Here is a 26,997-nt window from a genome sequence, read left to right as displayed (position 1 = left end):
GACCGTCACGGGAGGACGAGCGGCACGATCGGCGACGGCCCGTCCGACAGCGGGATCTGGAACCGCTGCGTCAGGTACGACGCGATGGAGTGGAACAGCGGCCCCGCCGAGTGCCCGGCGGGCAGCGTCGTGTCGGGCGCGTCGAGGCGGATGCCGACGACGAACCGCGGGTGGTCGGCGGGCAGGATCCCGGCGAAGGTGATGTTGGCCAGGCTCTGGCTGTAGGCCTTCGTGCGCGGGTCGACCTGCTGGCCGGTACCCGTCTTGCCCGAGATCTGGTACCCCTCCAGCGCGGCCGAGGGCGCCGTGCCGGCGTTCGGGCTCTTGGCGTTCTGGACCACCGCGCGCAGCATGTCGCGCACCGTCTTCGCGGTCTGGGCGCTGACCACGCGCACGGGCTTCGGCGCCGGCTCGGGCACGACCGTGCCGTCCGGGTTCTTCTTCGCCTTCACGATGCGCGGCGGCACGCGCACGCCGTCGTTGGCGATCGCCTGGTACATCCCGGCCATTTGCACCACAGTCATCGACAGGCCCTGCCCGATCGGCAGGTTGCCGAACGTGCTCGCGGACCACTGGCTGCGCGGCGGCACGTACCCCGGGCTCTCACCCGGCAGGCCCACGCCCGTGCGCTGCCCGATGCCGAACTTCTTCAGCAGGTCCGAGTAGCGGTCCGGACCGACCTTCTGCGCGATCTCCAGCGTGCCCACGTTGGACGATTTGGCGAACACGCCCGTGGTGGTGAAGGTCTGCGTGCCGTGCACCCACGCGTCGTGCACCGTGCGGTCGGCGATCTTGATCTCGCCGGGCACCTGCAGCGTCGACTCGGGCGTGGCGAGACCCTCGTCGATGGCCGCCGTCGCGGTGACGATCTTGTTCACCGAACCCGGTTCGTAGGGCGTGGTGACCGCCCGGTCGTTGAGCAGCTCGTCCTGGAACGTCGACGGGTCGTTCGGGTTGAACGTCTTGTCGTCGGCCAGCGCGTAGATCTCGCCGGTCTTCGAGTCCATGATCACGGCCTGGCCGCCCTTGGCGTGCGACTGCGCGACGTAGTCACCCAGCTGCCGCTGCAGCTCGTACTGCAGGTCCGAGTCGATGGTCAGCTCGAGGTCCGACCCGGGGATGGCGGCCTGCAGCACGTGCTCCGAGCCGGGCAGGTACAGGTTGTCGTTGCCGTTCTGGGTGTTGACGATCTCGCGGCCCGGGGTACCCGCGAGGTCGTTGTCACGCGACTGCTCGAGCCCGACCACGCCGTGCAGGTTGTGCTTCGAGACGTCCGGGTCCTCCATGCGCCAGTTGGCGAGCCCGACGATGTTCGACGCCAGCGTGTCGCCCGGGTACTCGCGCATCGCGCGGTTCTCCACGGCGATCCACGGGTAGTGCTTCACGATGTCGTCGGCGACCGAGGGTTCGACGTTGTCGACCAGGTACGTGAACGACTGCGGCTTGTGCAGCTTCTGCAGCAGCTCCTGTTCGTTGGTCAGGTTCGGCACCTTCGAGGCGATGTACTTGGCCGCGGCGGTGACCTCGGTTTCGAAGTTCTGCCCCTTGCCGGGGTTCTTCTTCGCGTAGTCGTCCATCTGCTTGTGCAGCGTGCGCAGGTTCACCGACAGCGTGCGGGTCTCGACGCTGAACGCCAGCTTGTTGCCGTTGCGGTCCACAATGGACCCGCGCTGCGCCGGGATGTCGATGGTCAGGCTGCGCTGCCGCTCGGCCGCGGCCGAGAGCGTCGGTGCTTCGAACCACTGCACCTGCACGAGCTTCACGCCCGCGACGACCATGAGCGCCACCAGCAGGATGCGCACCGCCGAGAACCGGCTGCGCTGCCCGCCGTTGCCGCGCTTGGCCACCGCGCGGCGCGTGCCCGCGGCGTACGTGCGCCGGGCGCTGCCCGCCGCCCGGCTCGCCCCCGAAGCCGCCATCACTGGCCCGCCGGCGTGCTCGGCAGGTCGCCTTCGATGCCGCCCTCGTTCTGGCCGGCCGGCTGCCCGGCCGGGGGTGCCGGCGTCTCGGCGTTGCTCGATCCGGCCGGGGGCTTCGCCTTCGTCGGCTCACCGACCACCGTGGTCTTGCCGTCGGGACCGACGATGATGCGCGCCGGGTCGCCGCCGGGCACCATGCCCAGCTGCTTCGCGGCGGGCGCGAGCGACGCGGGCGACTGCGCCTTGGCGACGTCGCGCTCGAGCCGGTCCTTCGCCTCGGCCAGCCCGGCGTTGGTGTCGCGCAGCTGCTCGAGCCGGTAGGAGTCGGCGATCGCCTGCGTGGTGAGCCACAGCGTGGACGCCACGCCCACGGCGAGGAGCCCCATCATGATCAGCACGAAGGAGGCGCGTGAGCGCGGCCAGCGCAGCCGCAACCGCTTCGGCTTCGCCTCTTCCTCGACGCGTTCGGCCGCGGGCGCGGCCTGCTTCTTCGGCTCGCGCTGCTGCAACAGGTCGGCCCGCTGCGCGCGGCGCGCGTACGCCCGCTCCGCCGCGGTGGTGCGGCCGCGCGAGGACCGGCGCGGCGTGGCTTCCGGCTGCGCGGTCGTGGTCTTCGGCTCCTGCTCGAGAGCCGTGCCCGCGGCTGCGCTCCGGCGGGTCGCCGGCGCGCCGGAACGGCGGCGGGACTTGGCGGGTGCGGTCATCGCGGCTCTCCGATCCTCTGTGCTGCCCGCAGCCGCACGGAGGCGGCCCTGGGGTTCTGCTCGATCTCGCTTTCGCTCGCCTTCTCGGCTCCCCGGGTCAGGAGCTTCAGCTCGGGCCCGTGGCCGGGCAGCTCGACCGGGAGCCCTTCGGGGGTCCGGGACTTCGCCAGCTCGGCGAGCGCCTGCTTCACCAGGCGGTCCTCGAGCGACTGGTAGGACTCCACGACGATGCGGCCGTCCATCGCCAGCGCCGAGAGCGCGGCCGGGATCGCCCGGCGCAACACCTCCAGCTCGCCGTTGACCTCGATCCGCAGCGCCTGGAACGTGCGCTTGGCCGGGTGCCCGCCGGTGCGCCGGCTCGCCGCCGGCACCGCGTCGTAGAGCAGTTCGACCAGCCGCGCGCTGCGGGTGAACGGCTCCTTCTCGCGCTCGGCGACGACCGCCTTGACGATCCGCTGCGCGAAGCGCTCTTCGCCGTAGTCGCGCAGGATCCGGACCAGTTCGCCGGGCGCGTAGGTGTTGAGCACGTCGGCCGCGGTGAAGCCGGTCGTCGGGTCCATCCGCATGTCCAGCGGCGCGTCCTTCGAGTACGCGAAGCCGCGTTCGGCGCGGTCCAGCTGCATCGAGGAGACGCCGAGATCGAAGAGGATGCCGTCCACACGGGACAGTCCGAGGCCGGCCAGCGCTTCGGGGAGTCCGTCGTAGACGGTGTGGACGAGGTCGACGCGATCGCCGTGCCGCGCGAGCCGCTCGCCGGAGCGCTCGAGCGCGGCGGGATCGCGGTCCAGTGCGACCAGCCGCAGCCGCGGGAACGTCTCCAGCAGCGCGTCGGAATGGCCGCCGAGGCCGACCGTCGCGTCGACCAGCACGGCCTCGCGGTCGGCGAGGGCGGGGGTGAACAGCTCGACGATGCGGTCCAGCAACACCGGAACGTGTTCGTGCCCGGTCGCCATGCCCCTCCCCCTTTCGCTAGGTACTCCCGGGGAAGATGCGGCGGATGCCGTCAGGTCCCTGCCCGCCCGCTGACGGGTCCTGGCACCGGGGAAGGTGCGCCAGGGCCCCAGAGCGGACAGAGGCCTCACGGCATCCGCGGAGGCGGTTCCGGCAGCACGGCCGCGGCGGACCCGCGTCCCCCGACGACGCAGGTGCTCCGGTGACCGCGTCTCCTAGAAGACGCCCGGTAGAACTTCCTCTCGAGCCTTCGCGTAGCTGTCCTCGTGTTCTTCCAGGTAGCCCTGCCACGCCTGGGCGTCCCAGATCTCCAGCCTGGTGATCGCGCCGATCACCACGCACTCCTTGTTCAGCCCGGCGTAGCGCCGGAGCTCGGGCGCGACGGTGATGCGCCCCTGCCCGTCCGGGCGTTGTTCGTCCGTTCCGGCGAACAGGTAGCGCTGGTAGGCCCGAACCGCCTCGTTCGTGAACGGGGCCTCGGCGACCTTGCGCGCCATCTGCTCGAACTCGGCACGGGGGAAGACGAAGAGGCAGTGGTCCTGCCCCTTGGTGACCATCAGCCCGCCGGCCAAGGCATCGCGGAACTTCGCGGGCAGCGCGAGCCGCCCCTTGTCGTCCAGCTTCGGGGTGTGGGTGCCGAGGAACACCGACCTCCACCTCCCCTACCGGCCCCGGTTGGTGAACCACCCGGCTCCGGCCACGGGGCTCCCTTCCGCCCCACTGGCCACCACCGTACCCCACTTTTCACCACAGTCAACGCGACCCGCGCCGCGTTAACTCCGTCGTGTCACGCGTTTGTGCAGGTCAGCGATGTGGGGTGCGGTGGGGGGTGGGTGGGGGACCGTGGTCAAGATCCCCCGCGCCGGTGTCCCGGCGCAACCTCGCGAGGGTGCCGAACGTCCGCTGAACGGCAGCGTGACGACCCGGACCCCCGGGTGGGGTCCCGTGGGGACCCCCGGTGGGGACCGGTGGGAATGCGGGTGGGGGCCGGTGGGGACTTCCGGTGGGGCCGGGTGGTGAACCGCGGAGGACCAGGCGCGCCGTCGCTCGATCCGAACGACGACCACGTCTGCCGCGTCGCCGGGGCGGCGGTGGGGCCGGGTGGTGAACCACGGAGAACCGCCGAGCCGTCGCCCGATCCGGACGACGACCACGTCTGCCGCGTCGCCGAGGCGGCGGTGGGGCCGCGTGGTGAACCACGGAGGACCAGGCGCGCGGCGGTGGGGCCGCGTGGTGAACTGCGCGAGAGCCGGGCCGGGAGGCGGCGTCAGGCTTGCGGCTGCGTGACGACGCTGGGGGCCGCGGGAGCGTGGCGGTGCGACGGCGTCGCGTGGGGTTGCAGTGCGTAGACGACCCAGCCGACCAGCGACAGGCCCGCCCAGCTGATCGCGCGGTAGATGAGGACCGTCGCGGCGGCCGGTGCGGCGGGGACGCCCGCGGCGACCAGCACGCCGAGCAAGCCGGCTTCGGCGAGGCCGGCGCCGCCGGGCAGGATCTGCAGGGCGATGCTGGCCTGGACGACCAGGAAGCCCACCGCGAGCACCGCCCAGCGGATGTGCGTGCCGGTGCCCTCGGCGCTGGCGATGAGCGCGAAGAAGTCGAATCCCCAGCTGCCGAGCGCGAGCACCAGCAGGATGCTCCAGCGGCTGCCACAGGGTCGCAGGCGCGCGACGCGCTCCGACAGCTGCAGGGCGGCGGCGTCGGCCTTCTCGAGCCAGGTCTTGCGGCAGGTGCGGCACGTGCCCGGGGTGCGGCCGAACACCCGCAGCAGCGAGGTCAGCCCACGCTGCAGGACCGCGGGGTGCGTCAGGAGCGCCCACACGCCGGCGGACCCCACCGCGACGACGAGCGCGGCCGGCACGGCGAGCCGCAGCGGGACGCGCCCGGCCCACGCGAGGCCGAGCCAGCCGAGGACGATGAGCAGCACGGTGGTGATCACGCCGGCGAGCAGGACCGCCCAGGCGGCGAGGGCGCCGTCGACGCCGCGGCGGCGCAGCTGGTTGATGGCGTAGCCGAGCGACCCGGCCCCACCCACCACCGGCACGGTCGTGGAGACCGCGTTCTGCGCGAAGGTGATGCCCTGCACGGCCGAGGCCGGCACGTGCGCTCCCCCGACGAGCAGCAGCTGGCGGTGCAGTTCGCCGTAGACGGCCAGCGCGGCCAGCCCGGAGAGCCCGGCCGCCGCGACCCACGCCCACTGCACGTGGTCCAGCCGCTCGAACTGCGCGGCCAGGTCCGGCACCCGCCAGACGAGGTACCCGAGCGCGGCCGCGACCACGGCCCAGTGGAGCACGGGGCGCCACGGCAGGCGGCGCCGTGCCCGGGGGCGGCGTTCGGCCGCTCCGGACTCCGTGTCCGCCATCTCGACGCTCGTCACGCCGGACTCCTCCCACTGCGACTACTGGCGACAACCCCAGTGTGCGGCCTGACATTCCGCGCGCCGTGCGTGAAGTATCACGCCGAAGCTTCCGGTCAGCGGGGTTGCCCGGCCACGACGGGCTGCCGGGCGGCCAGCAGCCGGCCGACGAGCTGGTCGGTGGCGAACAGCGCCGCGCCCGCGAGGCCGAAGGCCACCCACGGGCCGAGCGGTACGACGCACAGTGCGGTGACCACGGCGAAGGCCAGCGTCGCCGGCAGCGAGCGCAAAGCCGAGCGCACCAGCGTTTCCGCGGCCGCGAACCCCGAACCGCGGTGGGTCGTCGGGGCGAGGATCGACAGTACGACCGGCGTGCACGACAGCAGGCCCGCCAGGTGCGGGCCGAGCAACCGTGCGAGCACGGCGAGCGCCGTCACCACGGCCGCGGCGGCGCCCACGCGCACCGGCATCTCCCAGCGCGGCGTCCGGCCCGCCACGTCGGACCCGGACACCGGCGGCCACGCCACCAGCCCGGCGAGGACGACCGCGCCGGTCAGACCCGCTGCCGTCCACGGCGACCGCAGCTCCGTCGCGATCGAGAACGCCCCGGCGGCGACGCCCAGCGCGACCGCGACCGCTGCGGCCGGGTTCCGCAGCCGCCGGCCGAGCCGGCCGTAGCCGAGGCAGAAGGCCGCCACCACGAGCTGGCCGGCGATCATCCCCCGCGCCGCCTGCGCCGCGGCACCGGCGCCATCGCTCGTCACGAGGACGATCAGGAACGGGAAGGTCGTCGTCGGGAATCCGGTCAGCCGCCCGCCGAGCCGGTGGCCGTACCGGCGTTGGGCCACGGTCACGAGCAGCACGGTGAGCACGGGCAGGACGGGCGGCAGCAGGACTTCCATGACTTCGACGATTCCAGGAACAACGCCGAAGATGGCTCGGAAAGCACGGCAGTACTCGACTTACGGCCGAGCTTTCCTCGGCACTTGCACCACCGGGCCGAGTTCTGCACACTCGCGAACGTGGACACCATCGACCGCGCGCTCGTCCGGCTCCTGGAAGAGGACGCGCGCCGCACCTACAACGAGCTGAGCAAGGAAGTGCGCCTGTCCGCGAACACCGTCGCGGACCGGGTGCGCCGGCTCCGGACCGCCGGCGTGATCCGCGGCTTCCGGGCCGACCTGGACCCGGCCGCGCTGGGCCGCGGGCTGACCATGGTCAGCGACGTCCGCCTGCGCGAGGACGTCGATCGCACCGAGTTCGAACGCGAGCTGCACCGGGTGCCGCAGATCGTGTCGGGGGCGCGGATGACGGGCGAGTACGACTACCAGCTGCGGCTCGCGTGCGTGGACCCCGCGGAGTTCGAGACGGTCGTCGACCGCCTCAAGCGTGAGCACGGCGTGCGGGCGCTGCGCAGCCGGCTGGTGCTGCACGACCTCGAGGTGAGCGTGACGAACCTGCTCGACCTGGCGTGACCGGCGCGGGCCCGGTCAGCCGAACAGCGCCAGCACCCGCTCGGCGAGCCGCGGGCCGTCGACCGGAGCCACGGTCACCCACTCCTGCCCGCCGCGCCCGCCGGACACCGCCGCGGAGTACGCGCCCGCGTCCGTGTCGAACCACGTCAGCCCGCCGCGCCGCTCGACGCGGCCGCCGCTCCCCCGCTCGTAAACGCTGAACTGGCCCGCGGCGAACACCGGCCGCGCCTGGATCGCGGCGACCTCCTCGGCTTGGCGCGCCACCACCTCCGACGACGACTCCCAGCCGCCGGACGGCAGGGTCACGCCGTACCCCGGCCCGGCGGACAGCCGGGGCAGCACGTCGACGATCGCCGACACGAGCTCGCCCTCGCGAATCCCGCTCAACCCCACGGTCCGCTCCGGCTGCACCGCCACCACGCCGGAGCGCCCGCGCGCCGCGGCCACCGCGCGGAACGGCGTCTCGGCCGTCATGTCCGCGAGCGCTTCGCAAGCCACGTACCGGGAAGCACCGTCGAGCACGCGCAACCGGTCCTCGAGCTCCGGTGCCAGGCGGCCGTCGAACAGGCCGCGTTCGCCCAGCCCGTCGTACACCTCGGCGCGGATCGCCGCGCGTTCCGCGTCGGTCGCGCCCACGCTCGGAACCGCGAGCGGGACCGGGACGCGGCCGAGCCCGAGATCGGTCCACACCACGTCGAACGCCGACGCGGAGAGCCGGATCAAGCCGGCCCCGAACCGAGGGCCGGGGCCGCCGGGAAGGACACCCCCGGCACGAGCCCGCGCAGCGCCTCGTCCCGCGTCCGCACCACGTCGATCGCCTTCTGCCGCGCCGCCTCGGCCGCCGCACGGCGCGCGTCGAGCTCGATCGACAGGCCCGCGAGCTCCAGCACGTTCCCGCTCGCGGCGGCGGACCGGATCATCGCGGCGGGGTCGAACTCGACCGGCGGCGGCATCTCGGCCCGGGCCCGCGCCGCGACGTCGGCCTGCCCCGCCACCGAGTCGCCGACCTTCGCCGACACCGCGGCCGACTCGCCGAGCCAGCCCGTGGCCTTGGCGAGGACGGCACGCATCGCGTCGCCCGCGTCGCCTTCCCACAGCTCGAGGCTGCCGGAGGACAGCGCGACCAGCGCGGCCGTCGAATCGTCGAACCGGCGCGCCAGCTCGGCCCAGCGCGCGCCCGCCTGCCCCGCGGCGGCCGGGTCGCTGTCCTGCTCGACGAGGGCGGCCAGCGCGGCGTGGCTGTAGGACTCGTAGCGGGCCGTCGGTTCGGGCACGGCTGCGGACACGGCACACCTTCCGTTGGCGGGATCGCGGATCAGGGCAGCTTCGGCTCGACGAGCCCGGCGACGGTCGCCGCCCGGCTGCACGCGAGGGTCGTGTCGGAGAAGCTCGCGTTGCTCACGTCGACCTGCACGCTCGCGGAGTCGCCCACCCCCAGCAGCACGGCGCACGTGCCGGTGGCGTTCTTCTTGTCCGTCACCTGCAGGGCCTGGTGGGCGCCGACCTTCTTCTTCGTGCGCGTGCCGCGCGAGACGTCGAGGTTGGCGAGCCCGGCGTTCTCGTCGAGGGTCACGGTGACGCCGAACGTCGAGGGCACGGTCCAGTCGCACGCGCGCGCCTCGCCGATCGTCTTCGGCTTGCCGAGCTCCGTCAGCCCCGCCGTCGACCGGTCCGCCGGCGACAGCAGCGCGCACGGGTCCAGACCGCCGAGCGACGCGGCCGCGGTGCTCCACGGCGCGGGTTCGGGAGCGCCGTCGGCGACGGGCAGCGCCCGCTGGGCCGCGGGCGCGCGGCCGCACGCGGCTAGCACGCAGAGCGCGGGGACGAGCACGAGGAGCTTGGCCAGGCGCACGGGCTCAGCCACCGGCGCAGTCCACGCCACCGGCCGCGGACTCGTCCTGGCGCTCGTACTTTTTCACCGCGCCGGCGATCCGCTCCTTGAGGTCCGCGAGCTCCTTGCCGAACGCGGTCAGCTGCGCGACCGCCGAACCGTCGCGGCCCAGGCCGTACTTCGCCATGAAGTCGCCGACCTCGCCGGCGTAGCCGCCGCCGAGTGGCACAGACCGCCCGAGGACGCCTGCTTCGCGCACCATCTCGCCCACCACGTCCTGCAGTTCGCCCAGCTTCGCGTAGGTGGCGTTCGCCAGCTCGGGCGCCACCGCGAAGCCGCGGGAACCGCCTCCGGAGCTCGTCAGGCCCGGCACGTCGGGCAGCGGTACGGCCCCAGCCTCGCTCATGAGCGGTTACGCCTCTCCGTAGTCGAGCGACCTCGGCTCGGAGCATACGTGAGAGCGGACCGTCAGCGGGAGCACCCGAAAACGCCGACCCCGCCACCCGAACGGCGTAGGTCCGGTAATACCGGAGAGTCGCGGAGATCCGTTCGCGGGGTTCCGCCGCCGAGTTCGCCCGAGTTTGACACACTGGATGCGAGGCTGATCGCTGCCCGGACAGCGAGCGACCCGGCGGAGCCGGTGCAAGCCGCACAGCCATGCGCCACCAGGAGGTCGAGTGACGTCGAGAATCCAGTCCGCCACCCCTGCCGGACAGCAGGGCGGCGGGGCCGGGCAGCCGCCTTACCCCGCGGCGGATGCCGCGATCGGGCGACAGAACGGGTACGCCCAACGGGTGTCCCTCGACGAGCTGCACGAGACGGCCCGCCGCATCGCCGCGAACGTCGAGCGCGTGCTGGTCGGCAAGCCCGACGTCATCCGGATCGCGCTGGTGACCCTCCTCGCCGAGGGTCACCTGCTCGTCGAGGACGTGCCGGGCGTCGGCAAGACCTCATTGGCCAAGGCGCTCGCGCGGTCGATCGACTGCACCGTGAGCCGCGTGCAGTTCACGCCCGACCTGCTGCCGAGCGACGTCACGGGCGTGTCGATCTACAACCGGCAGACCGGCGAGTTCGAGTTCCGTCCCGGCCCGGTGTTCGCGAACATCGTGGTGGGCGACGAGATCAACCGCGCCTCGCCGAAGACGCAGTCGGCGCTCCTGGAGTGCATGGAGGAGCACCAGGTCACCGTCGACACGAGCACGTACGCGCTGGGCAAGCCGTTCATGGTCATCGCGACGCAGAACCCGATCGAGATGGAGGGCACCTACGCCCTGCCCGAGGCGCAGCGCGACCGCTTCACCGCGCGCGTGTCGATCGGCTACCCCGACCAGCAGGCCGAGCTCGCCATGGTCGACGAGCACGCCGGGCACAACCCGCTGGCCGAGCTGGCGCCGGTGTCCGACGGCGCGACGGTGCAGCGGCTGATCGAGACCGTGCGCGCGGTGCACATCGCGCCCGAGGTCCGCCGGTACGCCGTGGACCTGGTGGCCGCGACGCGGCAGGTGCCGGAGATCCGGCTCGGCGCTTCGCCGCGCGCGACGCTGCACCTCGTCCGCGCCGCGCGGGCGCAGGCGGCGCTGGCGGGCCGCGAGTACGTGGTGCCGGACGACCTGCACACGGTCGCGGGGCCCGTGCTGGCGCACCGCCTCGTGCTCACGACCGAAGCGCACGCCGCCCGCCGGTCGGCGACCGACGTGGTCCGCGCGGTGCTGCACCGCGTCCCGGTCCCCCAGGGCTCGGCCGGTTCCCGCTAGCCGCCGATCCCTCTACGCGAATTCGAGAACCGCATGCTGCGTGCACTGTCCGGCCTGACCACCCGCGGCCGCTGCCTCCTGGCCGCGGGGATCGCCGCGGCCGTGTGCTCGCTGGTGCTCAACGAGCGCGACCTCCTGCGCGTCTCCGTGTTCGTCATCGCGCTGCCGCTGCTGGTCGCCGCCTTCATCTCGGCGACCCGGCTGCGGCTCGGGGCCGCGCGGGCGCTGCGGCCCGAGCGCGTGGCCGTCGGCGCGGCCGGCGAGGTGCAGCTCGAGCTGTGGCGCAGCGGCCGGCTCCCCGGCGGTGAGGTGCTGCTCGAGGACGGCGTGCCGTACGCGCTGGGCTCCCGCCCGCGGTTCGTGGTCGAACGGCTGCCGCACGACCGGCGTGTGCAGCTGCGCTACCCGCTGCAGCCGATGCTGCGCGGGATCCAGCAGGTGGGCCCGCTGCGCGCGACGATCACCGACCCGTTCGGGCTGTGCGAATTCGAACGCGAACTGATCGGCCACTCGCGGCTCGTCGTGGTGCCCCGCGTCGTCGGTCTGTGGGGCCTGCCCGGCGGCGCCGGGGTCGGCGCGGGTGACGACGGCACCGTCCGCCTGCACGCGGGGCAGGGTGAGCCCGACGTGATCGTGCGCCACTACCGCACCGGCGACGACATGCGGAAGGTCCACTGGCGCTCCACCGCCCGCCGCGACGAGGTCATGGTGCGCGTGGAGGAACGGCCGTGGCGCGGCGGCACGACCGTGCTGCTCGACCACCGCGCGGCCGCCCACCACGGCACGGGCCCGTCCGCGAGCCTCGAATGGGCGGTGTCGTTCTCGGCGTCGGTGGCGCTGCACCTGCGCCGCTCCGGCCACCGCGTCCGCCTGGTCACCGAGCACGGCATCACGCTGGCCGACGCCCCGGGCGACGGCGGCGAAGGCTACGACAACGTGGTGCTCGACGCGCTGGCCGCCCTGCAGCCGGCGCACCAGCGCGACGTGACGCTGGGCCACGACCCGGCCGAAGGACAGGAGCTCATCGCGGTGCTCGGCACGGTCAGCGCGGAGTCGGTGCACGAACTGGCCCGCTACCGCCCGCGCGGGGTCCGCAGCCTCGCGGTCCTGCTGGACACCCCGAGCTGGGCCGGCACCGGTTCGAGCGAGCACCAGGCCGCCGCGACGCAGGACGCCGCCGAGCTGCTGCGCGCGACGGGCTGGGGCGTGGTCGTCGTCGGCCCGCAGACCCCGATGACCCAGGCGTGGGCCGAGCTGTGCCGCACGGGCGCCCACCGCGCCGCCCTGATGGGCGGTCCGCGATGACCACGACCGCACCCCGGCCGCCGGCCCCCGCCCCGCAGGCGCCGCCGCCGATCCCCCACACGCCGACGCCGCAGCCGGCCGCGCAGCCGCCGGTGTGGTCGAGCGGGATCCTGCCGCCGATCGCCGCGGGCCTCGCGACGCTGTGCGCGGCGACGTCGCTCACGAGCGTGGTCGACGGGTGGGCGTGGTTCGGCTACCTGTTCGTCGCGGTCATCCTGATCGCGTCGACCGGGCTGGCGTTGCGCTCGCTGCGGGCGCCGACCGTCGTGGTCGGCTTCGGCCAACTCCTGGTGCTGCTGTTCCTGGTGACGGGCGCGTTCACCACGCAGGGCATCCTCAAGATCATCCCGGGGCCGATGGCGTTCGGGGAACTGCAGGCGACGCTCGCGGCGTCGGCCGAGCAGATCCGCACGGGCCTGCCGCCGGTCGAAGGCACGCAGCCGATCCTGTGCCTGGTGACCATCGCGATCGGGCTGGTCGCGGTGCTGGTGGACACGCTGGCCGTCGCGGCCGCGGCGCCCGCCGCCACCGGTCTGGTCCTGCTGTGCGTGTACGCGGTGCCCGCGGCGCTGTCGGACGATTTGCTGCCGTGGTGGACGTTCCTGCTCGGCGCGGCCGCGTTCGCGTGCCTGCTCGCGCTCGACGGCAACCACCGGCACCGGCGCTGGCGCAACCGCGAAGCACCCGGTTCGGGCGGCTGGGCGCGCACGATGCAGGCGCCCGTCGCGGTGGTCTGCGCCGCGCTCGTGCTCGGTCTGCTCGGCGGCGGGATCACGTGGGTGGGCACCGTCGGGAAGATCCCGTTCGGCTCGGGCCCCGGCTCGGGCGGCGACGGCACCGGCGGGTTCGGCGTCGCGCCGTTCACGCAGCTGCGCGGCCTGCTCGACCAGGGCCAGAACACCGAACTGTTCCAGGTCCGCGGGCTCGGCAACGACCGGCGGTACCTGCGCGCGTTCACCTTGGACACCTACACGCCGAACCAGGGCTGGGGCCTGCGCGGCGGCGGCCAGGCGCAGACGGGGGTGCTCGCCAACAGCACGCTGCCCGCGGCGCCGGGTGACGACGGCACCGGTGTGTCGCGGCAGATCCAGATCCAGCCGACCCGGTGGGTCGACAACTGGCTGCCGGTCTACGGCGCGCCGCGCGCGTTGCGCGGGCTGTCGCCGCAGTGGCTCTACGACCGCGTGAGCGGGTCGGTGTTCACGACGAAGAGCGAACCCGCGCCGACTTACACGGAAGTGGCTTCGCTGAAGGAACCCACGGCCGTCGAGCTGCGGGCCACGGACCCCAAGTCCGACGAGGTGCCGGCGTTCTACCGGCAGATCGGCCGCGTGGACCCGCGGGTGGTCGCGAAGACGAACCAGATCATCGCGGGCAAGACCGACAACTTCGACAAGGCGACCGCGCTGTGGCAGTTCTTCAGCGCGCAGAACGGTTTCGTGTACGACACGAAGACCGCCGACGCCCGGGACCCCGACGCGCTGGCCGATTTCATCCTCAACGGCAAGCGGGGTTACTGCGAGCAGTACGCGTCGGCGATGGCCGTGATGCTGCGGGTCGCGAACATCCCCTCGCGGGTCGCGATCGGCTTCACACCGGGCGTCTCGAAGGGCGACTACCAGTCGATCTCGTCGCAGGACGCGCACGCGTGGGTCGAGGCGTACTTCGGCGACCGCGGCTGGGTGACCTTCGACCCGACGCCGCTCGCCGACGGCCGCGGCATCGTCCCGCCGTACCTGCAGCAGAACAGCCAGGGCTCCCAGCAGCCCGACGCCACCGACGACCTGCCGACCGCGCCGCGCTCCGCCACGCCGACCGCGGACTCGCCGCTCGACAAGGGCCAGAACGAGGCCACGCCGACGACGCCGGCCACCGCGCAGCCGCAGGACGGCTGGCTCATGATCCTCGCGGCGGTGCTCGCCGTCCTCGGCGCCGCGGCGATCGCGGCGGCGTATGTGTTGCGGCGCCGTCCTTCCCCGCCCGGCGGCGTGGCCCCGGGCGTCCCGCCGGGCGCCGTCCCGGACGGCGACGTGCTGGTGCGCACCGCGGCCCCGGCGGTGGTCCGCACCAGTCAGGCCGCGCTCTGGCTGCCTCTCGCGGCGGGCGTGTTGTTCGTGGCCGCGGTGGGCTTCCTGGCCGGTCTGGTGGCGTGGTGGTTCGCGCTGCTGGTGGTGATCGCGCTCGTCGGCGTCGGCGGCCCCGCGGCCCTTCGCGACTTCACCCGCCGCCGCCACCTCCAGGCGATCGTCACCCACGCCCCCGGCTCCGCCGACGCCGCGTGGCGCGAACTGCGCGCCGAGTGCGCCGACCGCGGCCTGCCCCTCTCCGACAGCGACACGGTGCGCGTGGCGGGCCAGAAGATCGCCGAACGCCACCACCTCGACGACGCCGGCCGCGAAAGCCTCCGCACGGTCATCGGGGCCGTGGAGAAGACGTGGTACAGCGGATCCCCGTCGCCGGACCCGGACCTCGCGCCCGCGTTCGACCAGCTCCGCCACAGCCTGCGAACCACCGCTCCCTTGTCCCTGCGGGGCCGGCTGTTCCCGAAATCCGTACTGCGGCGGCGTTCCTGAGGACGTGCTGCGGCGTCGTCCCTGAAGCGTTGATCGCCCCGGCCGGTGTCTTGCACGCACTGTGCGAGGTAACCGACCGGGGCTGATCACTGCCTCGGCCCGCTTCGTGTCACCGCGCTGAGGCCTCGCTCTCGGCGCTCACCATCGCCGCACCGTGCGGAATCAGGCGCCGGACCCGTAAAAGTCGGCGTATCGCGAACCTGTGCCAGCCCGCCGGCCCCGGAAAGAGAGCCCCCGCCCACCCTGAGGGGGCGTGCCCATGTCCATTTTATCGCCCGGCACCGACAAAAACGGGTGATCGCGTCGTTCCGGGTCTGGATATCCACAACTTGGGCGGCCTGTGGGTAATCGCCCAACCGTGACGCCGCGGTCCCAACCGCAAGGTCCGAGCCCCACCCGCAACGCCACAGCCCCAGCCACAACGCCCGAGCCCCAACAAAGACGCCACGGTCACAGCCGCAAAGCCCGAGCCCCACCCACAACGCCAGAGCCCCAACCACGACGCCCAGGCAAGAGCGGCACACACCAGAAGCCCGCCGACCACCATCACCCGATCAGGCACACATCCACACACACGAGAACCCGCGCTCCGCCACAGCCGGGCGAAGCGCGGGTCTCAAAACCGGTGAACGGAGCTACTGCTCTTCGAAGCGCTGGCGGAACCGTTCCTCCATGCGCTGCGTGAACGAGCTCTTGCGGCCCGACCCCTTGCCGCCTCCGCGGCCGGCGTCCTTGCCGCCCCCGCCGGCGTCGCCGCCGTGGCGCAGGGACGTGACGGCCAACATCACCCCGAAGAACATCACGAGGAATCCCAGCACGCTGATCAACGGGATGTCAGCGACCCGGAGCACGGGCACCACCACGCCGAGCACGAGCAGTGCGACACCCACCACGAACAGGGCGATGCCCTGGATACGCCGTCGGCGGGCGGGGCGGCGCAACCGGGTGCCACGCACCGTGGATGCGAACTTGGGGTCCTCGGCATAGAGCTCGCGCTCGATCTGATCGAGCAGCCGCTGCTCATGCTCGGAGAGTGGCATCTTTCCTCCTCCGGCACAGCTGTCGCGGGCGCCGGGCCGCGCAACGTTCTGGACCCAACAGCCATCCCCAGGCGGGGTGGCACTGTCCAGGATACGAGCCCCGCGCGCGTCCGACTACCCGATCCCGCATCCAGAAGGGATCGAATTGGGGGAAATCACGACTGACGTGGGTTGACACTGGGTCACCGGCCCCCTCGTCAGGGCTCGCGGGGCGTCAGCAACGAGGCCGGCCGCACCGCGGCTGACCCGAACCGGGACCTCGCCACGTCGGCGGCCACTTCCGCGTCGCGCCACCGCGGCTCGTCGGACGCGAACTGCAGCTGCTCGCCCTCCTCACCCGTGTCGAGGCCCTCCACGCGCACGCCGATCAGCCGCACGGCCCCCGTCGGCGCGTGTTCGGCCAGCAGCTCGACGGCGGTGCGGTGGATGTCGCGCGCGACGTCCGTGGCTGTGAACACCGTGCGCGCCCGGGTGATCGTCGTGAAGTCGGCGAACCGGACCTTGATCGACACGGTCCGCCCGCGCAGACCCCGCGCCCGCAGCGTCGCCCCGACCCGCTCGGCCAGCCGCAACAGCTCCAGCCCCAGCTCGTCCCGGCTGTGCAGGTCGACGTCGAACGTCCGCTCCGCCCCGATCGACTTCTCCGCCGATTCGGGCACCACCGCGCGGTCGTCGTGACCGTTGGCCAGCGCCCACAGGTGCTCCCCCATCGCCTTGCCGAGCGAGCGGCGCAGCCGCGCCGGCGGGGCGGCCGCGACGTCGGCGATCGTGTGCAGCGCCTGCTGGCGCAGCTGCTCCTCCGTGCGCTTCCCGACACCCCACAGAGCCGACACGGGCAACGGGTGCAGGAACGGCAGCGTCTCGGCCGCGGGCACCACGACCATCCCGTCGGGCTTCGCCATCCCCGACGCGAGCTTCGCGACGAACTTGACCTTCGCGACCCCCACGGAGCACGTGATCCCGTGCTCCGCCGCCACCCGCTCCCGGATCCGCGCCCCCAGCCGCGCCGGAGTGGACCCCAGCCGCCGCAGCGCACCGCTGACGTCCAGGAACGCCTCGTCGAGGCTCAGCGGCTCCACGAGCGGCGTGAGCTCGCGGAAGATGTCCATCACCCGGCGCGACACGTCGCCGTACAGCCCGGACGTGGGCTGGAGGCAGATCAGGTGCGGGCAGAGCCGCTTCGCCGTGGAGAACGGCATCGCCGAGTGCACGCCGTACTCGCGCGCCGGGTAGTTCGCCGCCGCCACCACCGACCGCGGCCCGCCGCCGGACACGACGACGGGCTTGTCGGCGAGCTCGGGCCGCGTTCGCAGCTCGCACGAAACGAAGAACGCGTCCATGTCCACGTGCAGGATCCCGCAGCCGGTGTCGTCCGGCAGCGTCCCGGCACCCGTGGTGACGCGGTAGCGGGCCATCCCGCTGGGCAGTTCGGCGTTTCTGCTCCCCACGTCCGCGGACGCTACCGGGAGCCACCGACAAGTTCCGGCCCGAGCCGATCAGGCCCGCGGAACCGGCCGCGCCATCGCGTGCAGCCGCCCGGCGACGTCGCGCAACGCCGGCACCGACGCGGCCGCCAGTTCGAACTCCGCCAGCTCGTCCTCACGCACCTCGCCCGGCACGACGTCGGCGATCACCCGGTCGCCCTGCAGCAGCGTCACCTCGAGGCCCGCGCCCACGAGCAGGTCGGTCAGGCCGGCGCTGTCGAACCGGCGCAGCACGGTGTCGCGCCCGCCCGGCACCACGCCGTCGGCGCCGTCGAGCAGCCGCTGCGCGTCGGCGATCCGCCCGGCCAGCGCGCGGTGCAGCACGGCCGCGTTGCGGTTGGCCACGAGCACCGACAGCGCCCCGCCGGGCGCGACGGCCGCGGCCAGCGCGCCGAGCGCCACGGCCGGGTCGTCGACGACCTCCAGCAGGCCGTGGGCCAGGACGAGGTCGGCCGAGCCGGCCTCGACCCGGGTGCCGAGGGCGTCGGAGTCGTCCGCGATCACCGTGATCCGGCTCGAGACGCCCTCCTCCTCGGCACGGCGGCGCAGGGTCGCCAGCGCGTTGGGGTTGGGTTCGACCACCGTCACGAGGCAGCCGGCCGCCGCGAAGGGCACCGCCCAGCCGCCGCTGCCGCCGCCGACGTCGACGACGGAGGGCTGCTCCACGCCGCGGGCGCGGGCCGCGCGCAACTCCGCCTCGAGCGCCCGGCGAACGGCGCCCGAACCCCGGGCGGCCACGGTGTCCGTCTTCATAGCTCGACAGGGTAGTGCCCGGCCGCCGGTCACCCGCCGTGACCCGGGGCCGCCCGGGAGAGGCGTTCGGCACCTTCGTCGAGACCCGCACCGCGGGCGGCCCGTAGGCTGTGTCGAGTGCACACGGTCGCCGTTCTCAGCCTCAAGGGTGGCGTCGGTAAAACGACGGTCGCGCTCGGTATCGCGTCGGCCGCTCTGCGTAGGGGTACCCGCACCCTCGTGGCCGACCTCGACCCGCAGGGCAACGCCACCACCTCCCTCGACCCGCCCTACACCGACGCGACGCTCGCCGACGTGCTGGAGACCCCGGCGCGCGCGGTGCTCGAACGCGCCATCGCGCCCAGCGTCTGGAGCGACGAGGTCGACGTGCTGGTCGGCGCCGAGGAGCTCGAGCAGCTCAACGAACCCGACTCCGACGGGCGGCGCCTGGAGAACCTCTCGCGCGCCCTCGACGAGCTGCACAGCCACCCGCTGCGCGACGAGCCGTACGAGCTCGTCGTGATCGACTGCCCGCCGTCGCTCGGCCGGCTGACGAAGTCGGCGCTCGTGGCGGCCGACAGCGCGCTGATCGTGACGGAGCCCACGATGTACGCCGTGGCGGGCGCCCAGCGCGCGCTGGAGGCGATCGAGCGCATCCGCGAGGAGAGCAACGCGGGCCTGCGCCCGATCGGGGTGCTGGTCAACAAGCTGCGCGTGCGGTCCTACGAGCACCAGTTCCGCGTCGCCGAGCTGCGCGAGAACTTCGGCTCGCTCGTGATGCCCACCGCGATCCCCGACCGGCTGGCCGTGCAGCAGGCGCAGGGCGCGTGCAGCCCGATCCACGAGTGGCACTCGCCGGGCGCGCAGGAGATCGCGCTGACGTTCAACATGGTGCTCGCCAAGATCCTGCGGTCCAACCGTGCCGGCCGCCACCGCGTGCACGGCGACGAAGAGGACGGGCCCGAGACCACCGCCGCCGACGCGGCGGCCGACGCCGAAGTGTCCGAAAACGCGGGCTGAGCCGTGCCCGAGGGCGACACCGTCTTCCTCGCCGGCAAGCTGCTCGACAAGGCGCTCGCCGGGAAAACGCTGGTGCGCGGCGAATTCCGCCACCCCGCACTGGCCACTGTGGACCTCGCGGGCCGCGAGGTGCTCGGCGTCGGCACGGTCGGCAAGCACCTGTTCACGCGCTTCTCGGGTGACCTGACGCTGCACAGCCACCTGCGCATGGACGGCAGCTGGGACATCTACCCGGCCGGTGGGCGGTGGCGCACCCCCGCCCACCACGCGCGGGTGATCCTGGCGACCGCTGACGTGCAGGCCGTCGGGTTCCGCCTGCACGACCTGAAGCTCGTGCCCGCCGCGGCCGAGCACGACCTCGTCGCCCACCTCGGCCCGGACCTGCTCGATCCACAGTGGACCGACGAGCACACCGGGCGGGCCGTGACGGCGCTCGCCGCGCAACCGGACCGCGAACTGGGCGACGCGCTGCTGGACCAGCGGATCATGGCCGGCGTCGGCAACCTCTACAAGGTGGAGATCTGCTTCCTGCTCAGGGTTTCGCCGTGGACACCGGTGTCCGAAGTGGACACCAAGAAGGTCGTGGCGCTCGCCCGCAAGCTGCTGCTGGCCAACGCGTGGCGCCACGAGCAGGTGACCACCGGCGACCTCGGGCGCGGCCGGCGCAACTGGGTGTACGAGCGCACCCGGCAGGGCTGCTTCCGCTGCGGCGGCCGGGTCGAGGTGCGCGACCAGGGTGACGGCGTGTACCGGCGGCCGACGTGGTTCTGCCCGCGCTGCCAGCCCGGCCCGCGACCCGTGGACTGAACCGCCGGGTGCGGCTCCCGTGTTCGCACCGGGCGAACGGATTCGGACATCCCTGGCAGGGCGCCGTGAGTTCGCCCAAATGATGTTGCCGCGCACCGAGGTTCGCGGTTAGCGTGGCAGTACACGAGAAAGGAGGTGGTCCTAAGTTGTATTCCAACAGGACTCGTGAGGTGGCTGTCCGCTAGCGGATGGCGCGCGTAGGGACTTTGAGCAGCGATACAACCTGAGCCACCTTCGGCTCATCGCCTGCTTCGCGTGTTGCCTGCTGACGAATACCAGGCAGTCACCGTGCTCCCGGGGCTTCCGAGCACCGGTCCGGCTCGGGCTCGGACGTTTGACGGCGTCCGAGAGCCGCCCCGGGAGCTCTCATATACGAAATCTCGCCGCCGGGCTCAGGTGGACGACCGCCCGGCGATCGAGCGGGAGGGCTCCGTACCCCGAACGGCCGCACCTGGCTAGCCTGAACGGCATGCTCAGGCCGGACTACCCGATCACCACGGAACGGCTGCTCCTGCGCCCGTTCAGGCTCGAGGACCTCGACGCCCTGAACTCGTTCCAGTCCCGGGCCGACGTCGCCCGCTACCTGTACTGGGGACCGCGCAGCCGCGCCGAATCGGCCGCCGCGCTCGCCAAGCGCGTCCACAGCTCGACGGTGACCCAGGAGGGCCAGTTCCTCGCCGTCGCGGTCGAGCTCGCCGAGACGGGCCAGCTGATCGGCGACCTGAACCTCGAATACCTCAGCGCGGAACACCGCCAGGGCGAGATCGGGTTCGTCTTCCACCCCGACCACCACGGCAAGGGCCTCGCGCTGGAGGCCACCAAGGAACTCCTGCGCCTCGGCTTCGAAGAACTGGGGCTGCACCGCATCATCGGCCGCTGCGACGGCCGCAACTCCGCCTCGATGGCCCTCATGGAGCGCCTCGGCATGCGCAAGGAAGCGCACCTGAAGGAGAACGAGATCGTCAAAGGCGAGTGGACCGACGAGCTGGTCTACGCCATGGTCGAACACGAGTGGAAGGAACGCGTCGCCGGCTGACCGGGCGCGGGCCGGGCCGGCGGAATCGGCGCCGGTGCTCGCGACCCGCGTGACGCCCTCCCGCGACGGTGACCGCGACCGGCGCCACAGGCAAGCCGGGTTCCGGGCGCCGCTCGATCGGCGATGAGGCAGCATGGGCGCGTGCTGTTCGACAAGATCGCCCGTCCCGTGATGTACCGGCTGGCCTACCACGACCCGGAGGTCGTGCACGAGCGCACGGTCCGGCTGCTGGGCCGGGTGGCGCCCGCGCTGGGACCGGTGTCGCGGGTGTACCGCACGGACGACCCCGTGACCGTGCTCGGGCTGCGGTTCCCGAACCGCGTGGGGCTGGCCGCGGGCATGGACAAGAACGGCCTGGCGCTCAAGGCGTGGCCGGCGCTGGGGTTCGGGTTCGTCGAGGTCGGCACGGTCACGCGGCACGCGCAGCCGGGCAACCCGAAGCCGCGGCTGTTCAGCCTGCCGGGCAGCGACGGCGTGATCAACCGCATGGGGTTCAACAACGACGGCGCAGAGGCTCTCGCCCGGCGGCTCGCGGCGCACGGCAAACTCGGGGTGCCGCTGGGGATCAGCATCGGCAAGTCCAAGGTGACGCCGCTGGCCGAGGCCGTCGAGGACTACCGGTTCTCGTTGCGCGCACTGCACCCGTACGCGGACTACTTCGCGATCAACGTCAGCTCACCGAACACCCCGGGCCTGCGGGCGTTGCAGGACAAGGCCGCGCTGGCCGAACTGCTCGCCGAGCTGCGCCGGACGTCGGCCGAGCTGGGCGGGGCGACGCCGCTGCTGGTGAAGGTCGCCCCGGACCTCACCGACGAGGCGCTCGCGGAGCTGCTCGACGTGTGCCTCGCGCACGGGGTCGCCGGGATCATCGCCACGAACACGACGCTGTCGCGCGAAGGCATCGCCCCTGCCGAAGCGCACCTCGCGGCCGAGACCGGCGGTCTGTCGGGCCGTCCGCTCACGGCGCGGTCGCTCGAGGTGGTGCAGTTCGTGCACGAGCGCACCGAGGGCAAGCTGCCGATCATCGGGGTCGGCGGCATCCTCGGGCCCGAAGACGCGCGGCGGATGCTCGACGCCGGCGCGAGCCTCGTGCAGCTCTACACCGGCTTCGCGCTGCACGGGCCGGGCCTGGTGCGCCGGGTCAGCCGGGGGATCGCCGGTCGGCCGTGCTGACGAACCGCAGGTAGCCGCGCCACGAGGCGTACCGGTCGAGGTTCGGTGCGCGGTCGGCCGCGTCCGGGCGGACCAGCACCGCGAGCGGCGTGCTGCCGTCCTCCAGGGTCACGTGCCCGAGCGCGAACGGATCCGCGAGCGTCGCGGCGAACCGGCCGAACGCCGCGGGCGACAGGCGCCAGCGTTCCCCGTCCAGCGCCGCGCGACCGGCGACGACACCGGGCTGCGCGGGTTCGGTGTCCAGCAGCACCATGCGGTAGCGCTCGGCGGTCCGGACCGGCGCCACGAACCGCCCGCCGTGCAGCAGGTCGTTGAGCGGCTGGCCCCGCAGGTGCGCGCCGAACACGACGAGGTCCACACCTTCGGGCGGGTACGGCTCGGTCGGCTCGCCCGTGAGCAGCCCGGCGAGCTCGATCGCGATCTGGTCGTCGAAGGCCCGCGTGGCGATGGTGACGCCGAACGGCCGCTGGTCCCCCGGGCGCACCGGCACCGTGACGGCGGAGAGGTCGAGCACGTTGACGAACGCCGTGTACGTCGCGAGCCGTGCGCTCACGCCGGCGGGGTCGGCCAGCGCCTCGCTCAGGTCGGGGTGATCGGACACGGTGGGCAGCAGCAGCGCGTCGTGCTCGCCCAGCGCTTCGCGGGCGGCCGCGCGCAGCTGCGTGACGCGGCGCTGGGCGTCGGCGAGCTCGTGCGCGAGGTGCGTGCCCGCGGCCGCGACGATGCCCGAAACCGTCGGATCGGCGCCCTCCGGCTTGGCGGCGAGGATCTCCCCCGCGGACGCGTAACGCTCGGCGACGAGCGCGCTGCCGTAGAGCAGCTGTCCGGCTTCGAAGAACACGCTGAGGTCGAGCGGCTCGACGAGGGCGCCGGCGGCTTCCAGCGACGCCACAGCCGCCAGGAACGCGCGCTTCGCCGGCGCCGACAACGGCACGAGCCCGGCCTCGTCCGGGATCGCGACGCGCGGGCGCTCCCCCACGCCGAGCGGGACGTCGGCGGGCCACTCCCGCGCGGACGGGTCGAGCCCGTCGGGACCCGTCAGCACGGCCAGCGCGCGCTGCCCGAGCGCCAGGCTGCTCGCGAACACCGACACGCAGTCGAACGACGGCGACGCCGGGAACACGCCCGTCTTCGGCACCAGCCCGAGCGTCGGCTTGAGGCCGATCACGCCGTTCAGCGCCGCCGGCACGCGGCCGGAGCCCGCGGTGTCAGTGCCGAGCGCGAGGTCGGCGATCCCGAGCGCGACGGCCACGGCAGAACCGCTGCTGGACCCACCCGCGACCTTGTCCGGGTCGGTGGCCGAAACGACCGGGCCGTACGGGCTGCGGGTGCCGGCCAGGCCGGACCCGAACTGGTCGAGGTTCGTCTTGCCGAGCACCACGGCCCCCGCGCCGGTGAGCCGCGTGACCGCCGTGGCACTGGTCACGGGCACCCGCGAAAAACCCGGGCACCCCGCGGTGGTGGGCAGCCCGGCGACGTCGATGAGGTCCTTGACCGCGACCACGGTCCCCGCCAGTGGCAGGTCCTCGCCGGCTCGCACGCGCTCGTCGACCGCCTTGGCGTCGACCAGCACTTCCTCCAGCGTGCGGAGGCTGATCCACAGCTCGGGCCGGTCGACGTGCGCGAGGCGTTCGAACGCGGCGACCACGCGGCGGTGCGCGCTGGGCGGGGAAACGGGCACTGGTTCCGGTTCAGGCAGGAGCGTGGTCACGGGGCGTCCTTTCCTCGGCGGGATCGAGAAAGTCCACTGTGTACGTCCGGCGCCACGGAAACCTCAGTCCACGGCGCCGATTCTGGCGGGTGCCACCACTGACTGCATGAGAAAAACGTTAAACCGCACGCGTTTCCGTAACCAGGTGTTTCCGATTACGCGATTGTTTCGGTATCACCGCGCACTTACCGACCGTCGGCGAAGCGCGCGCGGACTAGGCCGACCGGAAAGTCAAACTGCGCCGTTCGGCTCGTTCCCGGGCGCGGTGCGCCATCACGCCGGCGCACGGGAATACGCACACGCGCCGAAACCACGCAGTTCTCCGCGGCGGAACTGCCGCCGGCCGGTGGTCGCCAGGACAGCTCGCGCAGCGCCAGGACCAGGCCGGCGAGCTGATCGGTCACCTCGGCGAGGACCTGCTTGCCGCGCCACAACCGCCGCCGGGCCCGGCGTCGCCAGGACAGCTCGCGCACCGCCAGAACCAGGCCGGCGAGATGGCCGGTCACGTCGGTGAGGGCCCGCTTGCCGCGCCACAACCACCGCCGGGCCCGGCGTCGCCAGCACAACTCGCGCACCGCCAGAACCAGGCCGGCGAGATGGCCGGTCACCTCGGCGAGGACCTGCTTGCCGCGCCACAACCACCGCCGGGCCCGGTGCCGCCAGGACAGCTCGCGCACCGCCAGAACCAGGCCCGCCAGCTGATCGGTCACCTCGGCGAGGACCCGCTCGCCGCCGGGCCGGGCGCCGCCAGCACAACTCGCGCACCGCCAGAACCAGGCCCGCCAGCTGATCGGTCACCTCGGCGAGGACCCGCTCGCCGCCGGGCCGGGCGCCGCCAGCACAACTCGCGCACCGCCAGAACCAGGCCCGCCAGCTGATCGGTCACCTCGGCGAGGACCCGCTCGCCGCCGGGCCGGGCGTCGCCAGGACAGCTCGCGCAGCCCCAGGACCAGGCCGGCGAGGTGGTCGGTCGCGTCGGTCAGGGCCTGCTCGCCGCAGCGGGCCGGTGGTGGTCGCTAGGACAGCTCGCGCAGCGCCAGGGCCAGGCCGGCCAGGTGGTCGGTCGCCTCGGTGAGGGCCTGCTTGGAGGTGCCCATGCCGTCACTGCTGGCGGCGACGGCGCGGCCCGCCGCGGCGACCAGGCTGCCGTAGGCCTCTATGCCGTCGTCGAGTTGTTCCCGCATCTTCGCGATCGCGGCGTCCAGCGCGGCGCGTTCGCGGGCCGGGGCGGAGTTGCGGCCGCGTTCGATCGCCTGGATGCGGGCGGCCAGGCCGCGCAGCGCGGCGGCCGCCTCGCGGGCGGTGGTGCGGGCGTCGGCCACCGAGATCTCCGGGACGGCCGTGGTGCCGAGCGACGTGGGGACGGAGAGCTGCCGCAGGAGCTCGCCCAGGGAGGCTTCGGATTCGGCGAGGCGTTCCATCGGCTCGCGGGCCGCGGAGCCGGCCGGAGGCAGAGGTGGCGGCGGCGCGGTGGCCGCTGCCGGGAGCTCGAGTTTTTTGAGTTCGCGCAGCTTCAGCCCGGTGCGGGCGCTGAAGGTGCCGAAGACGATCGTGCCGAAGCCCGACAGCACGGTCTGGAAGACCTCGGGCTGTCCGTTGCCGAGCAGACCCGTGCCCGACAGCACGGTGAGCACGCCGAGCAGGATCGTGATGAGCAGCCACAGCGTGAGCGCCCGCGAGGTGCGGTTGATGCGCCGCTGGTGCCGGGCCGCGGGTTCGTTCCAGCGCTGCCACTTCGCGCGGACCTCGGCGACGGCCGGGACCTGGCCCGCGACCTGCGAGAACGTGGTCGGCACGGTCGGTCGGCGCAGCGCGGGCGGGCGCTGGTAGGCCGGTCTTTGCTGTGCGGCGGGCTTCCCGCCGCCGGCCTCACCGGCCGGCGGCGGGAAGTACCGGTGGAGCTTCTCCTGGGCCTTCTGGGCGTACTCCGGCAGCTTTTCGATGTGCTTTTCAAGCTTGGCGTTGAACTCGTTGAAGTCCCGCCGCCCGTTGCCACCGGCCATCGCGTGTCCCCCGGAGTCGTCCTGAGCCCGGCGGTCAGGCCGGGTTCTTACCCTGCTCGGCCTGCACGCGGGCCTGGATCTCACGCTGGATGTCGGCGCTGCCGGCGGTGGTGCCCGCCGACTTCGTGGCGCCACCGTCGGTGACCTGCGCGACCGAGTCGCCGCGCATGGACGCGCGGATCTGCTCGAGCCGCGAGTGGCCCGCCATCTGGGTGGCCGACTCCTGCACCTCGAGCATGCGGCCCTGCACCGAGTTCTGCGCGAGCTCGGCCTGGCCCAGCGCCGTGGTGTAGCGCTTCTCGATCTTGTCGCGGACCTCTTCCAGCGACGGCGTGTTGCCGGGCGCGGCCAGCTGGCTCATCTGGTTCAGCGAAGCGGAGACCTGCTCCTGCATCTTCGCCTGCTCCAGCTGCGAGAGCAGCTTGGTGCGCTCGGCCAGCTTCTGCTGCAGCATCGTGGCGTTGCGCTCCACGGCCTTCTTCGCCTGCGCCGCAGCCTGCAGCGACTGGTCGTGCAGGGTCTTGAGGTCCTCGATGCTCTGCTCGGCCGTGACGAGCTGCGCCGCGAAGCTCTCCGCGGCGGTCTCGAACTCGGTCGCCTTCTGCTCGTCACCCTTGCCGCGCGCCTCGTCGGCGAGCACCAGGGCCTGCCGGGTCGACGCCTGCAGCTTCTCGACCTCGCCGAGCTGCCGGTTGAGCTTCATCTCCAGCTGGCGCTGGTTGCCGATCACGGAGGCGGCCTGCTGCGTCAGCGCCTGGTGGTTGCGCTGTGCCTCCTCGATGGCCTGCTGGATCTGTACCTTCGGGTCGGCGTGCTCGTCGATCTTCGACGAGAACGCCGCCATCATGTACTTCCAGAACTTCACGAACGGGTTGGCCATCTCCTCCGCCTGCCTTCTTGCGTCCCACGGGCCCTGAGTTACCTCGAGGTGGGGCGTCGCTCCCCTAGTGCACAACGTCCCGACCCCGGCGTTGGGTTCCATCGTGTCAGGTCAGCCCCTGCCGTTCCAGGCGACCCCGGGGGAATTCAGGGACGACCCTGATCGATCACGCATCTGTGCTGCTCGTTACCAATCCGACCACAGTCACGGCGGAAACCGTCGCGACCCACAGTAATGTCCGGC

Annotated in this window: 25 protein-coding genes; 8 read left to right on the top strand and 17 right to left on the bottom strand. The window is 73.0% G+C overall.

Annotated elements, in window-relative coordinates; all coding sequences use genetic code 11:
- Positions 1–5 precede the first annotated feature (5 nt).
- The 6 genes from ACIA77_RS37355 to ACIA77_RS37330 all read right to left on the bottom strand — a co-directional run bounded on the left by ACIA77_RS37355 (position 6) and on the right by ACIA77_RS37330 (position 6,832).
- Positions 6–1,919: a peptidoglycan D,D-transpeptidase FtsI family protein gene (locus ACIA77_RS37355; RefSeq protein ID WP_395890820.1), complete on the bottom strand. Its 1,914-nt coding sequence runs from the start codon at positions 1,917–1,919 to the stop codon at positions 6–8.
- Complete coding sequence (locus tag ACIA77_RS37350; RefSeq protein ID WP_395890819.1) at positions 1,919–2,623, bottom strand: hypothetical protein; 705 nt, start codon at positions 2,621–2,623, stop codon at positions 1,919–1,921. Before ACIA77_RS37350 ends, ACIA77_RS37355 begins: the two co-directional genes overlap by 1 nt.
- Positions 2,620–3,576 (bottom strand): 16S rRNA (cytosine(1402)-N(4))-methyltransferase RsmH, encoded by a 957-nt coding sequence (gene rsmH, locus ACIA77_RS37345; RefSeq protein ID WP_395890818.1) that lies wholly within the window; start codon positions 3,574–3,576, stop codon positions 2,620–2,622. Before rsmH ends, ACIA77_RS37350 begins: the two co-directional genes overlap by 4 nt.
- Before the next feature lie 213 nt (positions 3,577–3,789).
- Positions 3,790–4,221, bottom strand: a complete 432-nt coding sequence (gene mraZ, locus ACIA77_RS37340; protein WP_395890817.1) for a division/cell wall cluster transcriptional repressor MraZ — start codon at positions 4,219–4,221, stop codon at positions 3,790–3,792.
- A 620-nt stretch (positions 4,222–4,841) separates the two neighbouring features.
- Positions 4,842–5,951, bottom strand: a complete 1,110-nt coding sequence (locus ACIA77_RS37335) for a YbhN family protein (protein WP_395890816.1) — start codon at positions 5,949–5,951, stop codon at positions 4,842–4,844.
- A 95-nt stretch (positions 5,952–6,046) separates the two neighbouring features.
- Entirely contained in the window at positions 6,047–6,832 is a 786-nt protein-coding gene (locus tag ACIA77_RS37330) for a hypothetical protein (RefSeq protein ID WP_395890815.1), read from the bottom strand.
- A gap of 120 nt (positions 6,833–6,952) precedes the next feature.
- Here ACIA77_RS37330 and ACIA77_RS37325 point away from each other — a divergent pair, with 120 nt between their 5' ends.
- Positions 6,953–7,405: an Lrp/AsnC family transcriptional regulator gene (locus ACIA77_RS37325; protein WP_395890814.1), complete on the top strand. Its 453-nt coding sequence runs from the start codon at positions 6,953–6,955 to the stop codon at positions 7,403–7,405.
- A gap of 15 nt (positions 7,406–7,420) precedes the next feature.
- Here ACIA77_RS37325 and ACIA77_RS37320 read toward each other — a convergent pair whose 3' ends face one another.
- Genes ACIA77_RS37320 through ACIA77_RS37305 form a run of 4 tightly spaced genes read right to left on the bottom strand, consistent with a single transcriptional unit; the run spans position 7,421 to position 9,642 of the window.
- Positions 7,421–8,128, bottom strand: coding sequence for an ESX secretion-associated protein EspG (locus tag ACIA77_RS37320; RefSeq protein ID WP_395890813.1), 708 nt, complete (start codon positions 8,126–8,128; stop codon positions 7,421–7,423).
- Complete coding sequence (locus ACIA77_RS37315; RefSeq protein WP_395890812.1) at positions 8,125–8,691, bottom strand: PE-PGRS family protein; 567 nt, start codon at positions 8,689–8,691, stop codon at positions 8,125–8,127. Before ACIA77_RS37315 ends, ACIA77_RS37320 begins: the two co-directional genes overlap by 4 nt.
- A gap of 29 nt (positions 8,692–8,720) precedes the next feature.
- Positions 8,721–9,269, bottom strand: coding sequence for a DUF3558 family protein (locus tag ACIA77_RS37310; RefSeq protein WP_395890811.1), 549 nt, complete (start codon positions 9,267–9,269; stop codon positions 8,721–8,723).
- Positions 9,262–9,642: a hypothetical protein gene (locus ACIA77_RS37305; RefSeq protein ID WP_395890810.1), complete on the bottom strand. Its 381-nt coding sequence runs from the start codon at positions 9,640–9,642 to the stop codon at positions 9,262–9,264. Before ACIA77_RS37305 ends, ACIA77_RS37310 begins: the two co-directional genes overlap by 8 nt.
- 271 nt (positions 9,643–9,913) lie before the next feature.
- On the opposite strand from ACIA77_RS37305, the gene ACIA77_RS37300 reads away from it, so the two are divergent.
- The 3 genes from ACIA77_RS37300 to ACIA77_RS37290 are packed head-to-tail and all read left to right on the top strand — an operon-like array spanning position 9,914 to position 14,868.
- Positions 9,914–10,990 (top strand): AAA family ATPase, encoded by a 1,077-nt coding sequence (locus tag ACIA77_RS37300; RefSeq protein WP_395890809.1) that lies wholly within the window; start codon positions 9,914–9,916, stop codon positions 10,988–10,990.
- Positions 10,991–11,023: 33 nt separating this feature from the next.
- Complete coding sequence (locus ACIA77_RS37295; protein WP_395890808.1) at positions 11,024–12,295, top strand: DUF58 domain-containing protein; 1,272 nt, start codon at positions 11,024–11,026, stop codon at positions 12,293–12,295.
- Positions 12,292–14,868 carry a DUF3488 and DUF4129 domain-containing transglutaminase family protein gene (locus tag ACIA77_RS37290; RefSeq protein WP_395890807.1) on the top strand — a complete coding sequence of 859 codons (2,577 nt, stop codon included), beginning with the start codon at positions 12,292–12,294 and terminating at the stop codon, positions 14,866–14,868. The genes ACIA77_RS37295 and ACIA77_RS37290 overlap by 4 nt, the downstream gene beginning before the upstream one ends.
- 635 nt (positions 14,869–15,503) lie before the next feature.
- On the opposite strand, the gene ACIA77_RS37285 is transcribed toward ACIA77_RS37290, so the two are convergent.
- From ACIA77_RS37285 to ACIA77_RS37275, 3 genes are all read right to left on the bottom strand, one after another.
- The gene (locus ACIA77_RS37285) at positions 15,504–15,908 is read right to left on the bottom strand and encodes a DUF3040 domain-containing protein (protein WP_395890806.1); all 405 of its coding nucleotides are present in this window, start codon (positions 15,906–15,908) and stop codon (positions 15,504–15,506) included.
- A gap of 197 nt (positions 15,909–16,105) precedes the next feature.
- Positions 16,106–17,323 (bottom strand): DNA polymerase IV, encoded by a 1,218-nt coding sequence (locus ACIA77_RS37280; protein ID WP_395890884.1) that lies wholly within the window; start codon positions 17,321–17,323, stop codon positions 16,106–16,108.
- Positions 17,324–17,404: 81 nt separating this feature from the next.
- Entirely contained in the window at positions 17,405–18,145 is a 741-nt protein-coding gene (locus ACIA77_RS37275) for a methyltransferase domain-containing protein (RefSeq protein ID WP_395890805.1), read from the bottom strand.
- A 117-nt stretch (positions 18,146–18,262) separates the two neighbouring features.
- Between ACIA77_RS37275 and ACIA77_RS37270 the strand changes: the two genes are divergently transcribed.
- The 4 genes from ACIA77_RS37270 (at position 18,263) to ACIA77_RS37255 (ending at position 22,160) form a co-directional block, all read left to right on the top strand.
- Positions 18,263–19,144, top strand: a complete 882-nt coding sequence (locus ACIA77_RS37270) for a ParA family protein (RefSeq protein ID WP_395890804.1) — start codon at positions 18,263–18,265, stop codon at positions 19,142–19,144.
- A 3-nt stretch (positions 19,145–19,147) separates the two neighbouring features.
- On the top strand, positions 19,148–19,951 hold the full coding sequence (locus tag ACIA77_RS37265) for a DNA-formamidopyrimidine glycosylase family protein (protein WP_395890803.1): 804 nt from the start codon (positions 19,148–19,150) through the stop codon (positions 19,949–19,951).
- Between the two features lie 469 nt (positions 19,952–20,420).
- A complete protein-coding gene (locus tag ACIA77_RS37260) occupies positions 20,421–20,987 on the top strand; it encodes a GNAT family N-acetyltransferase (protein ID WP_395890802.1) in 567 nt (188 codons plus the stop codon).
- Positions 20,988–21,128: 141 nt separating this feature from the next.
- On the top strand, positions 21,129–22,160 hold the full coding sequence (locus ACIA77_RS37255) for a quinone-dependent dihydroorotate dehydrogenase (protein WP_395890801.1): 1,032 nt from the start codon (positions 21,129–21,131) through the stop codon (positions 22,158–22,160).
- Here the strand turns inward: ACIA77_RS37255 and atzF are convergent.
- From atzF to ACIA77_RS37235, 4 genes are all read right to left on the bottom strand, one after another.
- A complete protein-coding gene (gene atzF, locus ACIA77_RS37250; RefSeq protein WP_395890800.1) occupies positions 22,129–23,871 on the bottom strand; it encodes an allophanate hydrolase in 1,743 nt (580 codons plus the stop codon). The genes ACIA77_RS37255 and atzF overlap by 32 nt on opposite strands.
- Positions 23,872–24,056: 185 nt before the next feature.
- Positions 24,057–24,581, bottom strand: a complete 525-nt coding sequence (locus tag ACIA77_RS37245) for a hypothetical protein (RefSeq protein ID WP_395890799.1) — start codon at positions 24,579–24,581, stop codon at positions 24,057–24,059.
- A gap of 306 nt (positions 24,582–24,887) precedes the next feature.
- Entirely contained in the window at positions 24,888–25,874 is a 987-nt protein-coding gene (locus ACIA77_RS37240) for a hypothetical protein (RefSeq protein WP_395890798.1), read from the bottom strand.
- 34 nt (positions 25,875–25,908) lie between these two features.
- Positions 25,909–26,754 carry a PspA/IM30 family protein gene (locus ACIA77_RS37235; protein WP_395890797.1) on the bottom strand — a complete coding sequence of 282 codons (846 nt, stop codon included), beginning with the start codon at positions 26,752–26,754 and terminating at the stop codon, positions 25,909–25,911.
- Between the last annotated feature and the right edge of the window lie 243 nt (positions 26,755–26,997).

It is taken from the genome of Amycolatopsis sp. NPDC051903, assembly GCF_044452505.1.
GTDB lineage: Bacteria > Actinomycetota > Actinomycetes > Mycobacteriales > Pseudonocardiaceae > Amycolatopsis.
Note: the sequence above shows the minus strand (reverse complement) of the source record. Positions and strands in the feature narration are given on the sequence as shown.